This window comes from Nostoc sp. EspVER01 (assembly GCF_034530635.1).
GTDB lineage: Bacteria > Cyanobacteriota > Cyanobacteriia > Cyanobacteriales > Nostocaceae > Nostoc.
In genome coordinates, this window is sequence record NZ_JAVRCS010000010.1 from 39,656 (window position 1) to 52,940 (window position 13,285).

General features: G+C 44.5%; 9 protein-coding genes. 7 read left to right on the forward strand and 2 right to left on the reverse strand.

What is annotated here, in order from left to right; translation table 11 throughout:
* Positions 1–113: 113 nt before the first annotated feature.
* A complete protein-coding gene (locus tag RMX69_RS11035; RefSeq protein ID WP_322637491.1) occupies positions 114–1,034 on the reverse strand; it encodes a Tll0287-like domain-containing protein in 921 nt (306 codons plus the stop codon).
* 296 nt (positions 1,035–1,330) lie between these two features.
* On the opposite strand from RMX69_RS11035, the gene RMX69_RS11040 reads away from it, so the two are divergent.
* Positions 1,331–3,226 carry a serine/threonine-protein kinase gene (locus tag RMX69_RS11040; protein ID WP_289796847.1) on the forward strand — a complete coding sequence of 632 codons (1,896 nt, stop codon included), beginning with the start codon at positions 1,331–1,333 and terminating at the stop codon, positions 3,224–3,226.
* Positions 3,227–3,331: 105 nt separating this feature from the next.
* Positions 3,332–4,225 (forward strand): SDH family Clp fold serine proteinase, encoded by an 894-nt coding sequence (locus RMX69_RS11045; protein ID WP_289796848.1) that lies wholly within the window; start codon positions 3,332–3,334, stop codon positions 4,223–4,225.
* 35 nt (positions 4,226–4,260) lie between these two features.
* Here RMX69_RS11045 and RMX69_RS11050 read toward each other — a convergent pair whose 3' ends face one another.
* Complete coding sequence (locus RMX69_RS11050; protein ID WP_322637492.1) at positions 4,261–4,962, reverse strand: peptidoglycan-binding protein; 702 nt, start codon at positions 4,960–4,962, stop codon at positions 4,261–4,263.
* A gap of 514 nt (positions 4,963–5,476) precedes the next feature.
* Between RMX69_RS11050 and RMX69_RS11055 the strand changes: the two genes are divergently transcribed.
* From RMX69_RS11055 to infB, 5 genes are all read left to right on the forward strand, one after another.
* Positions 5,477–6,925 carry a hypothetical protein gene (locus tag RMX69_RS11055; RefSeq protein WP_322637493.1) on the forward strand — a complete coding sequence of 483 codons (1,449 nt, stop codon included), beginning with the start codon at positions 5,477–5,479 and terminating at the stop codon, positions 6,923–6,925.
* 233 nt (positions 6,926–7,158) lie between these two features.
* Entirely contained in the window at positions 7,159–7,620 is a 462-nt protein-coding gene (rimP, locus tag RMX69_RS11060) for a ribosome maturation factor RimP (RefSeq protein ID WP_322637494.1), read from the forward strand.
* Between the two features lie 230 nt (positions 7,621–7,850).
* Positions 7,851–9,137 (forward strand): transcription termination factor NusA, encoded by a 1,287-nt coding sequence (gene nusA / locus RMX69_RS11065; protein ID WP_322637495.1) that lies wholly within the window; start codon positions 7,851–7,853, stop codon positions 9,135–9,137.
* Positions 9,138–9,285: 148 nt separating this feature from the next.
* Positions 9,286–9,555 (forward strand): YlxR family protein, encoded by a 270-nt coding sequence (locus RMX69_RS11070; RefSeq protein WP_289796853.1) that lies wholly within the window; start codon positions 9,286–9,288, stop codon positions 9,553–9,555.
* 479 nt (positions 9,556–10,034) lie between these two features.
* The gene (gene infB / locus RMX69_RS11075; RefSeq protein WP_322637496.1) at positions 10,035–13,199 is read left to right on the forward strand and encodes a translation initiation factor IF-2; all 3,165 of its coding nucleotides are present in this window, start codon (positions 10,035–10,037) and stop codon (positions 13,197–13,199) included.
* Positions 13,200–13,285: the final 86 nt, after the last annotated feature.

Sequence of the window (13,285 nt, forward strand, 5' to 3'; positions counted from 1 at the left end):
AGCTACATGCAACGTCTTCTACAAAACGTTATGACGTTAGCGCAGCGGTAGCTAGTCCACGTAACCCTGGGGGGAAGCAACCTAATAAACGCAGCATCTTGCAGAGAGCATCATTACGAATTATTGTAATCGCTTGTACCTCCTTGAGTACGTTTGATTCTTTTCATTGCCATTTCTAAACTTAACTGCATCCGTTTAAAGGCTTTAGCTAAATTACCAATTTCATCATTAGACATCTGCTCAAATTCAACTTCCATATGTCCCGTACTAACTTCTTCGGCTATGCGAGTCATGCGTTTGAGAGGAAGAACAACTTGTCGATTCAAGAACAAGTTGACTAACAGAATAGTGGCTATAAATATAGCTGATACAATCAAGATAATTACTAAGGAAGACTGATTGGCTTTGCTGATGACATTCTTTGCAGGTACTGATATAATCTGAGCGCCAACAATTTCATTAAGCTTCCACCCAAATCCATTAGCAGCACCATAAAGACTAATCATACTTTGAGGTGCAGCTTCAGGTACACTATGACAGACCAGACAACTTTGTTCAGAAACTGCTAAGGGACGAGCAATATAAAAGATATCCCCTCCAGGAATTGAACGAAATCCACTAACTTCTTTAAGGTCTGGTTTATTTCTGAACTGTTTTACAATTTCCGTCTCAAAACCGTCAGCCTTATCCCGAAGATTTGTGGGATTGAGAGTTGCTTCTTTATAAAAGAAATCACGGTAGTCTGTTGTTTCCCGTAAAATTTCAAACACCTCTCGTGCTGAGTATCCAGGCACAGTTTGCGGCAAAAATTCAGTAGCCAATTTATCAACTAGCTTTGGATTCACTTGAGTACTGGTGTATTTACGAACAGAACTCATTGTTTGGATCAGCATGAGACCAGTTGAGCTAACATCTTGTTTGGCATTCTCCCTCAGTAGAGAAGAAAGAGTAAATCCACTCAAGCTCAGACCAAATGTCAAAATTACCAGTAGCAGAATTGTAAATTTTTGTTTCAAATTGAGATTCTTTAGCATAATCTTAGATTACCTACAAGTCAAATTATTATGAACAAATATGTCTAAAGTCACTGTTTACTCTAACATGAGCAATCAACTTTCATATTTTCATGTAAAGGCATGGTTTAGCCAAAACTATGAGGGTATATCCAAACTTTATACTATTAGTAATTATTGAGGTTAATGAAAATGTTCTCTAAGTAAGCTATATGCAAAAAAGCTACGACAGCGATTCAAATGGAATTCCCAAAAATTCGTGTTGGCTGTTCTGATACCTTGCCAAAATAAATACCAGCAATTGTCAAATATTACTAATGGTGTGGAATGCAGGAAAGTCTTTATTCGGGGGACGCTACATTATTGAAGGCCAATTAGGTGAAGGCGGAATTGGCATTACTTATCTTGCCAGAAATCAACGAAATCAACAGCGAGTGATTAAAACCCTCAAAGAAGAAATCCTGAATCACCCCGCCTGGATACTCCACCGAAACAAGTTACGGCAAGACTTTCGTGATGAAGCAGTTCGGCTGGCTGTGTGCCACCATCCTCATATAGTACAGATAGAAACCATCTTTGATGAGGGGAATTTGCCCTGCATGGTGATGGATTACATCGAAGGGGAAGACTTAGCACAGCGCTTGAGGCGAATAGGGGTGCTATCAGAGGCAGAAGCACTACTGTACATCCGGCAAATTGGCGATGCTTTGACCCTAATCCATTCTAAAGGACTGTTGCATCGGGATCTCAAACCACGCAACATAATGATCCGCATTGATAAATTAGAAGCAGTGCTGATAGACTTTGGCATCGCTAGAGAATTTGTTCCTAATATGATCCAAAGGCATACAGTGTATCGTACTCCTGGTTTTGCCCCACCTGAACAGTATGAATCAGAAGCGCCGCGAGGAGAATACATTGATATTTACGCCCTAGCCGCTACTTTGTATAACTTGCTTACCGCAGTTGTACCAACTAGTGCAGATGATAGACGTCACAATATTAATTTAGAACCACCACAATATTTTAATCCCAACATCAGCAACAGGGTAAATCAGGCTATTATGTGCGGCATGGATCTGGAGTCAACGTATCGTCCCCAGTCTGTGCAGGAGTGGTTAGATTTATTGGGCCCTGATACTGGGGAAGATATAACTAAAATATCATCTACTCTAGTGATAACACCTAGAGTGAAATTAACTATACCTGTACCTGTTGTATTAGATCGGCAGAACTGGCAATGTATACAGACCCTCAAAGGTCATTCTAGTATGGTTCATGCGATCGCCATTAGCCCAGACGGACAATTTATTGCTAGTGGCAGTAATGACAAGACCATCAAACTTTGGCAAGTCGGTACTGGTAAGTTAGTGCGTCAACTGGGTCGTTGGTCTTCTAGTCATTCCAGTATGGTTCATTCCGTCGCCTTTAGCCCAATCTCTTCAAACCTTTCTTATCAAGGCGAATCCGGCAAATCTGCGGGAGTTGCAGACCTGAACCGAGGAATCTTAGCTAGCGGGAGTTGGGATAATACAATCAAATTGTGGGATGTCAAGACGGGTAAAGAAATTCGCACTCTCACTGGTCATGCTAATTGGGTGAATTCCGTTACTTTTAGTCCAGATGGCAAGTTTCTAGCTAGTGGCAGTGCTGACTGCACAATTAAACTGTGGCAGGTACACACAGGCATAGAAATCCAAACTTTCACAGGTCATTCCGACCCAGTTTCGTCAGTTGCTTACTCTCCAAGAACGCTTGCAACCAATAGCCAGGATAGACAACTAGTGGCTAGTGGCAGTAATGATTACACCATTAAACTGTGGCAAATATACACAGGCAGAAACATTTACACACTCACAGGCCATTCTTTCTTTGTCAACTGTATCGCCTTCAGCAAAAATGGGGAAATTATCGCTAGTGGCAGTGGTGACAACACGATTAAACTGTGGCATGTAAATACAGGCAGAGAAATTCGTACTCTCACAGGTCACTCTGATTCAGTTTGGTCAGTCGCCTTTAGTCAGGATGGACAATTTCTCGCTAGTGGCAGTTGGGACAACACTATCAAACTGTGGCACATACACAGTGGTACAGAAATCAGTACACTTACAGGGCATTCCAACTATGTTAGATGCGTTGCCTTTAGTCCCGATGGCCAAACCCTAGTTAGCGGTAGTGATGACGACACTATTAAAATTTGGCGAAGGGGGTAGTAAATAATTCGTAATTTTTCTATAAATCTACAGATAGAACTGCGATCGCCCCAAATTTGTGACAATAATGACGGCAACCGTTATTTTTGAACAAAAATAAATTATATGGGCTTTGGTATTGGTGATTTATTCTGGATTTTCCTCCTTCTGACTTCTTTACAACCCCTTTGGCAAAAACGTCAAATAGAATATCGGCGCTTGCGTGCTTTACAACAATTCCAGCAGGAACGCAAAAGTCGGGTGATTTTGCTGATTCACCGTCAAGAGTCCATTAGCTTTTTGGGAATTCCCCTATCTCGCTACATTACTATTGAAGACTCAGAACAAATATTGCGAGCAATTCGCCTCACACCGCCAGATGTACCGATTGACTTAATTTTGCACACTCCTGGTGGTTTGGTTTTGGCTACAGAACAAATCGCCAGAGCATTAATTCGCCACCAAGCAAAAGTCACAGTCTTTGTACCCCACTATGCTATGAGTGGCGGTACAATGCTTGCGATCGCCTCTGATGAAATTATTATGGATGCTAACGCTGTCTTAGGGCCAGTTGATCCCCAACTGGGTAATTACCCCGCAGCCAGTATCCTGAAAGTGGTTGAAGATAAACCCATCAGTGAGATTGATGACCAAACTCTAATTATGGCCGATTTATCACGCAAAGCAATTCAGCAGGTACAGCGATTTGTACGAACTTTGCTAAAAGACAGTATACCTAAACAAAAAGTTCTGCCAGAAAATATTGAACCGATTATCGAAGCCTTGACAACTGGGCGCGTCACCCACGACTATCCCATCACTATTGAAGAAGCAACAGAAATGGGGCTGCCCGTAACCGTCGGACTGCCCCATTCTATTTATGATCTCATGGATCTGTACCCACAGCCACAAGGAGGACGACCCAGCGTGCAGTACATTCCTATGCCTTACAACGATCTCCGTCCAATTCTACCTACACCCAAGGGCAGACCCTTAGAAGAACCAAATCAGATGACCTGAGGGGCTAGTTTTGGGGTAAGAGTTTTTTATGGGGGCTAGGGTGTAGCTGTTGGTGTAGCTGTTGGTGTAGCTGTTGGTGTCGCTGTTGGTGTCGCTGTTGGTGTCGCTGTCGGTGTCGCTGTTGGTGTCGCTGTCGGTGTCGCTGTTGGTGTCGCTGTCGGTGTCGCTGTTGGTGTCGCTGTTGGTGTCGCTGTTGGTTTAGCTGTCGGTTTAGCTGTTGGTTTAGCTGTCGGCTTAGTTGTTGGTTTAGTTGTCGGCTGGCTGAAGAGTGTCTTTGCTTCTTCATTCAGCTTTTGGCGGAGTGCTAAATTAGCAATTCCAGTTTCTTGCAACTGATATTTCTTCTGATACTCCTTCACCACTTCTTCCGTGCGGGAACCATAAAAATGATCGCGCGGCAAGGGAGGATTTGGTTTTACCACTGCATTCAAATTTCTGTGCAGAATTTGAACGATGTTAGCAGCAAAATCTTGGGTTTTTGGCCCTGCAATGCCATCAACTGGTTTTAGCTTATAACCAGTCTGAAATTCTCGAATTGCCTTTTTAGTTTCCTCATCCGTCAAAGCAGTATTTGTTACCTTGACGTTATAGCCTAATCCCCGCAATACCTCACGGAATTGCTGGGGCGTATAACTTTTTTGAGGGGCTGCAAAACCTGTGTCTGCAATTACCAAACTAGCAGTCATCAGGCAAGTAACAGCAAAGGTTGCGCTTGATTTTCCAAACCCACACCACATACTTAAAAACTCCTTTGGGTTAAATCAGCAGGATTGTAAACGTTAACAGCTGCATTTTAAGTTTGTTTAATAACTTTTTTCACGATTATTTAATGAATTTTGAACAAATTGTGATTTTTTTTTGTTAAATTTAACTCCGTAATTAAAAAATAATTTATGTCATCTATCAAAAGAAGCATCTTGTATTGGTAGAGGTACAGCAGCGATCTGATCATTTGAATCGAATACACCTTTTCAACACTAAGTTGCTGTGTAATGCACATCTGAGCATTTGTGTCAACTTAAAATAAAAGGTAGTCTGTGTCTCTTTACCTGTGGCTATGCTGCAATCAAGAGTATTTCTAGCCTATGGTTGGAAAAAAGGTTTTAAAGGGGTTTTGGTTTGGGCTGAAGTTGACGCCCATGACAGATGTGCCCTTCTATTGAGGTCTACTCGACTAGAAAGGGGCGAAAATTAATAAATGAAAGAGTTTATATTTTAAATACCCAAACAGGTATTATATATTACAAAAAAATGAAAAATGTAAAATCTTCTAAGCAGCGTAATCTTTGGTTTGAAAGATTTATGGCAATTACTGCCACCGTAAATTTAAGTTTAGTGTTGTTTGATTTAAGTTACGTACCTTGGCGAGATTTCTACTTGCGAAAAGTTCCCCAAATTACTAAGATTTATGACCCGATAAAAGGTATTGAAGCCCATCGAGACACAGAAAACTATCTGAAAACAGTAGACGCATTAGAAGAAGAAGTTAGACAAACAGGGTTACAGTCGCCTCAAGTAAATGGCAAATTAATACAAATAAGTCGTCTTAGTAGCGAGATGATTGACAGTAACCCGTTTGCGGGAGCTAATAAGAGTGGGACGCTGGAAAAAATCAAACAAAGGATGCGATCGCACATCCGCAAAGAATCTGCAAAACAGTCCTTCGCTACTTTTTGGAGTCAGCCGCACTTATCACAAAATGGCTGGCTTGAAGAAATTAATTTTTTTAACAAGAGCATCCGCCCTTTGATCGCCAGTAACTACTACCGCCAAATCGGGGAAAATGGCGATTTTATTGATAAATTCTGGCTTATTGACTTACCCTTTGTAATTTTATTTGGCGTAGAATTGCTGGGGCGTACCTTCTTGCTCAAACGCCAACATCCTGGTTTTAGCTGGTTAGAAGCACTATTGTGGCGTTGGTACGATTTATTTTTACTACTGCCATTTTGGCGAGGGTTGCGAATCATACCTGTATTAATTCGCCTCGATCAAGCGCAGTTATTCAATCTGCATCCAGTGCGAAAGCAAATTAATCAGGGGATTGTCGCCAATTTTGCGGAAGAACTCACAGAAATTGTCGTGGTGAGGGTGATTAATCAGGTTCAGGGTTCAATTCAGCGGGGTGAGTTAACAAGCTGGCTCTCCCAACAAGAAAATTTACGTCCCTACATAGATATTAATAATGTGAATGAAGTAGAAGCGATCGCAGGTCTTTTGGTAAAAACAATTGTCTACCAAGTGCTACCTGATATCCAACCTGCGATCGTTGCCATTCTGCGCCACAACATCGAAACCGTCTTCCATCAAGTCCCCGTCTACCGCAACCTCCAGAATCTCCCTGGCGTGGGACAGGCTCAAACCCAATTAAGCGAACAACTGGCGACTCAAATCACAACTAATCTTTATAAAACTTTAATTAGCGCTGTTGAAGACCCTGTAGGAGCAAAACTCACCAGTCAACTAATAGAAAGCTTCACCAAGGTATTGGGATCTCAAATCAAGGAAAAACATGTACTCTCAGAAATTCAGAGTTTACTTTTTGACTTCTTAGAGGAAATCAAACTCAACTACGTCCAGCGTTTATCCCAAGAAGACATAGACCAAATTATCGAGCAAACCCGGCAGCTACGAACACAAGTATCTGTTCCCGTGGTAGTGGATAAAGGCGCTACTCTCCCAAAAATACGAGAAGGGTAGGGAGAGCAGAGGTGCAGGGGAGACAAGGTGACAAGGGGGTAAACAAAACTCTTAACTTCTAACTCCTAACTCTTAACTCCTAATGTAATGCCCAATTCCCAATACACGACTATAAAAGAAATGCGCTAAACTCGAATTAGGCGAATCATCATTTGGTTCGTCACAAGACTTCTTGGAAGATATACCTATCGCAGGAAGTGGGTCGATGCCCACTTTTTTTATTGAATTCTCTCATGGCTCATCCTTTAGTTCCACAAATTATTGATTTGGCGACACCAGTAGCAGAAGAACTGGGCTTGGAAGTGGTTGGCGTGGTTTTTCACACCAACCAAAATCCACCAGTGTTGCGGGTAGACATTCGCAATCCTGAGCAAGACACTGGGTTGAACGATTGTGAGAGGATGAGCCGTGCTTTAGAAGCCTCCTTAGATGCTGCGGAAATCGTTCCAGATACATACGTCTTGGAAGTGTCTAGTCCTGGTATTTCGCGGCAACTGGTAACAGACAGGGAGTTTATTTCCTTTAAAGGATTTCCTGTCATTATCTCCACAACGCCCCCCTACGACGGACAACAAGAGTGGATTGGTCTGTTGATTCGTCGGGATGAGACAGCACTTTACTTAAACCAAAAAGGTCGTGTAGTCGAAATTCCCCGCTCCCTAATTACTAAGGTGCAGTTAGAGGAGCGCCGATAAACAAAGGGCTATGGCTCAAGAGTTAGAGACTAGAGCACCTTAGCTCAAGGCTAAAGATTAGGAACTAAGGGCTAAAGGTTAGAGGCTAGAGGTTAGAGATTAGTTTAAAGCTATTCTCTAATCCCTGGCTCTAGTGCGTAGTTTTCAGTCCCTAGTCTCTAGTCCCCACTCAGTAGAGGCGCGATTAATCGCATCTCTCTCCACTCCCTAATTTTTAAAGGAGATTGCTTATGTCAATGGTTACTTTACCTGGATTAAAAGAATTAATTGAAAGTATAAGTCGCGAACGGAATTTACCCCGGCTTGCAGTTCAATCAGCTATTAGAGAAGCACTACTCAAAGGCTATGAACGCTATCGCCGCGCCCAAAATTTAGAGCGCAAACAGTTTGACGAAGATTATTTTGAAAATTTTGAAGTAGAACTCGATATTGAAGGAGAAGGATTTCGCGTTCTTTCCACCAAAACCATTGTTGAAGAAGTAGATAATACAGACCATCAAATTTCCCTAGACGAAGTTCAACAAGTCGCTCCCGAAGCGCAGTTAGGCGACTCTGTAGTGCTGGATGTTACCCCCGACCAAGGAGAATTTGGTCGGATGGCGGCGATGCAAACTAAGCAAGTATTGGCGCAAAAATTACGGGATCAACAGCGCCAGATGGTGCAAGAAGAGTTCCAAGATTTAGAAGGAACTGTTCTCCAAGCAAGAGTCCTGCGGTTTGAGCGGCAATCAGTGGTTTTGGCAGTTAGCAGCGGCTTTGGTCAGCCAGAAGTAGAAGCCGAATTACCGAAGCGGGAACAGCTGCCCAACGATAATTATCGGGCAAATGCCACCTTCAAGGTATATCTGAAAAAAGTTTCCCAAGGTCAGCAACGAGGGCCACAGTTGCTTGTGTCTCGTGCTGATGCTGGTTTGGTAGTTTATCTTTTCGCCAATGAAGTCCCAGAAATTGAAGATGAAGTGGTACGGATTGTTGCCGTAGCTAGGGAGGCAAACCCACCTTCCCGTTATGTCGGCCCCCGGACTAAAATAGCAGTAGATACTCTCGATCGCGATGTAGACCCAGTAGGCGCTTGTATTGGAGCCAGGGGATCGCGAATTCAAGTGGTAGTCAACGAATTACGTGGTGAAAAAATAGATGTAATTCGCTGGTCGCCAGACCCAGCAACATACATTGCTAATGCCTTAAGTCCAGCACGGGTGGATGAAGTACGCCTAATGGACCCAGAATCGAGGCAAACTCACGTACTTGTAGCTGAAGATCAATTGAGTTTGGCCATTGGTAAGGAAGGGCAAAACGTCCGTTTGGCAGCCCGTCTGACTGGTTGGAAAATAGACATTAAAGACAAAGCTAAGTATGACTATGCAGCAGAGGATACTAAGTTTGCAGCCGTCAGAACAAAATATCAATCAGAGCAATCAGAAGAAGACGATCTTGAATATGAAGAAGAATTCGAGGATGAAAATCAGAACGAATTAGAAGAGGAGGATAGTTTTGACAATAACGATGATGAATAATTGATTAATTTTGTAAAGTTTTGATACTGTAGATTGTAGTCTCAGTCTTAAGGATAATTTTCTCAAAAGCTATTTGGTATAAGTAAAAAATAGTAATAATAAACTTCTTTTTACACCCAAAATCCTGGACTGAGATCGCAAAGAACCGATGAAACCAAATTATCGGCGCTGTATTAGTTGCCGTAAAGTAGGCTCAAAAGATGAGTTTTGGCGGATTGTCCGCGTCTTTCCCGATGGAAAGGTACAATTGGATCAGGGCATGGGGCGTTCTGCCTATATTTGTCCAGAAACGAGTTGCTTACAAGCAGCTCAAAAAAAAAATCGACTAGGGCGATCGCTACATGCATCAGTGCCAGAAGCACTGTACCAAAGCTTGTCGCAACGTCTAGCCCCCAGTAATACCCAAAACCAAATTTAGTTGGAACAACTTTGTGACGTAATCATTAGAGAAATTGTGTCGAAAGCCGAAGTCGCGCTTTCATCACACCCTCTGTTGATCGTTAAGGTTAGTGCCAAAATAGTAAATGGGTGTAAAACGCATTCGGCTCTCCAATAGCGAGGGGCGAGGCAACATTCCCAGAACAAGATGTAATCGATTGTGTTGTGGAAGACTCAGAATCAACAAAACAAGAAACTACAAAATGGCAACCTGGTAGCGCTCAGGCGCAGTTCGGCGTCAAGGGTTCCTATAAAAATCTTTTATTTAAGAAATTTTTATGGGTATCCCTCAACCATCATTCCTGGTGGGGATGCCATTATTAAACCGAAACATCTCTCTTTCCTGATTGGAGGCACCGGCAAAAACTGAACGGCAGTCTAAAAACAGTAATCCAAGGATGGAGATGTCGCAAACCAGGCAACCATCCGCTAAAACTGTAAATTAAAGGGGAAGAGTGGATGACCAACGGCAAAGTTAGAATTTATGAATTATCAAAGGAATTGAATTTGGATAACAAAGAGCTACTAGCAATTTGCGACCAGCTCGATATTGCGGTCAAAAGCCATAGCAGCACGATTTCCGAATCCGAGGCAGAAAACATCCGGGCGGCAGCAGAAAAGCTTGCAACTACGAGTGTGTCTGCCAAAAAGGAACTAGGTACAACCAGCCATAAGCCAAATTCACCACCCAACGGCGGACGTAACCGACCTGCTGCACCCCACAAACAGCAAATTTTGGAAATACGCAAACCCAAAATATTGAGAAATACTACTCCCAACGCCCCAGAGGCGTCACTTGCTAACAATACCCAAGCTGCCTTGTCTGAAGCTAATCCTCCCTCTCCTCCACGGCCTTTCGCTACACCAGTCTCACCCCTGAAACCGGCAGCACCAACTCGACCTGTGCCCCGGACTCAATCTGAGACTCAAGAGCAACCTCCGATCGCTGACTTGCAACAAACGCCTAATCCAAATCCGGCGCCGGAAAAAATAGCATCCCCAAAACCGGAAAAAACAGTTTCACCGAGACCGAAATCGGAAAAACCAATCAAACCGCAACTAGTTGCTCCTCCAGCCAGACCGGCGGCGGAAGAAGCACAGGTGGTGGCAGATGAACAGCCAGTATCTCAGGCAGATAAACCGATCCTCAAACGCGACCAACGGCTACGTCCCGCGGAAGGCGATCGCGAACAAATTAAGCCAAGAGTCGCTAAACTGCCAACCGACCAGTCCGCACCAGGTGCGCCACAAAGGATAAGTCGTCCTACCCCTGCACCCAGCAGACCAGAGCAGAGAGGCAATAGACCATCTGCACCATCACAACTAGGAGAGGGACAAAGACCCAGACCGGCACGTCCAGGTGAAGCAGTAGCAGCCGCAATGCCGATCGCTACTCCACCCAGACAGATGTCAGGCATAGCGGGCAAATCTCAAGGATTGGGTGATGAACCAGTCACACCGGATCTCCTCGATTTGAAACGCCCAAGTCCGCCTCGCCCGACCAAAGGCGGCAAAAAGTGGGTAGAAGAGGAAATCATTGACGAAGTTAAAGAGAAGGCGAAAGCTGGCGTCAAAGGCAAGCGGATCAAACCCATCCTTGATGATGAGTTTGAAGAAGATTTGCTGGATGATGACGATATAGATTCACCAGCCACAGTCCAAGTCAGCCTTTCCATCGCTCGTCCTCCGAAACCGAAAGCGACTCGACCTGTACAGATGCCAGGTGCAACCCTTGCTAGCGCCCCAACTGCAAGAGGGAGAAAATCTGGTTCTAGGTCTGGTTCCAAGTCTTCGGGTCGCGACCATCACCAAAACCGTCGCCAAGAAGCTGAGACAAAGCGCGATCGCCCCGAAAAAGTGACGATCACAGGGCCGTTGACTGTGCAAGAACTGTCTGACGTATTAGGCGTTGCCGATACAGAGATTGTCAAAATCCTGTTCCTTAAAGGTATGGCGGTGAGTATCACTCAAAATCTAGATATTCCCACAATTACCCTGGTAGGAAAAGAACTAGAAATAGAAGTCGAAACCGTCGAACGAGAAGCAGAAGCTCGCAAAATCACGGAAATGGTCGGTGCAGAAGACCTAGAATATCTCCACCGCCGTCCGCCAGTCGTGACAATTATGGGTCACGTAGACCACGGTAAAACAACTCTGCTCGACTCAATCCGCAAAACCAAAGTGGCTGCTGGCGAAGCTGGCGGTATCACTCAACACATTGGTGCATACCATGTAGATTTGGAGCATGAGGGCAAACCTCAGCAGATAGTCTTCCTGGATACTCCTGGTCACGAAGCCTTTACAGCTATGCGGGCACGAGGAGCGCGGGTAACAGACATTGCGGTGTTAGTAGTGGCTGCTGATGATGGTGTCCGTCCCCAAACCATTGAAGCCATTAGTCACGCCCAAGCTGCGGGAGTGCCAATTGTTGTGGCAATCAACAAAATTGACAAAGAAGGGGCACAGCCAGAGCGGGTTAAACAAGAACTGACCCAGTATGGTCTGACATCAGAAGACTGGGGCGGTGAGACAATCATGGTTCCCGTGAGCGCCATTAGAGGTGAAAATCTGGATACGCTCTTAGAGATGATTCTGTTGGTAGCAGAGGTTGCAGAACTATCTGCCAACCCAGATCGTACCGCCAAAGGAACTGTCATTGAAGCACATCTGGATAAAGCTAAGGGAGCAGTTGCTACCCTACTAATTCAGAATGGCACTCTGCATGTGGGAGATATTTTGGTAGCTGGCTCGGCCTTTGGTAAAGTCCGAGCGATGGTGGATGACAGAAGTAAGAGAGTCGATATTGCTTCTCCTTCCTTTGCTGTCGAGGTGTTGGGTTTAAGTGATGTGCCAGCAGCCGGTGACGAGTTCGAGGTCTTCCAGAACGAAAAAGAAGCCAGAGCACTCGCTAGCGATCGCGCAGATAGACAACGCCTATCCCGCCTCTTACAGGGACGTGTTACCCTCACAACCCTGTCGGCTCAAGCACAAGAAGGCGAGTTGAAAGAACTCAACTTGATCTTGAAAGGAGACGTACAAGGTTCGGTGGAAGCCATTGTGGGAGCGCTCAAGCAAATCCCGCAAAACGAAGTCCAAATTCGGATGCTGTTGGCTACGGCTGGGGAAATCACCGAGACAGATATCGACTTAGCAGCTGCCAGTAACGCTGTAATTATCGGCTTCAATACCACCTTTGCCAGTGGTGCTAGACAAGCCGCCGATGAAGCGGGTGTCGATGTCCGGGAATATAACGTCATCTACAAACTCCTAGAAGATATCCAAGATGCCTTGGAAGGTCTTTTGGAACCAGAGTTAGTGGAAGAACCTTTGGGTCAAACCGAAGTCCGTGCCGTCTTCCCAGTCGGTCGTGGTGCGGTTGCCGGTTGCTACGTTCAATCTGGCAAGCTAGTTCGCAACTGCAAAGTCAGAGTGCGACGCGGTGGTAAGGTGATCTTTGAAGGTGTCCTTGACTCCCTAAAACGGATGAAAGAAGATGCCCGTGAGGTCAACGCCGGCTATGAATGCGGTGTCGGTATGGATAAATTCAATGATTGGGTTGAAGGTGACATCATCGAATCCTATCAGATGGTTACGAAACGCCGCACTCTCACCTTAACGAGATAGTGTTAAGGGTAAAATGGTTAGACGTTAGGAGTAATAAATTAGGAGTTAGGAGTTAAAGGCTGCTAATTCTTAACTCCTAACTCTTA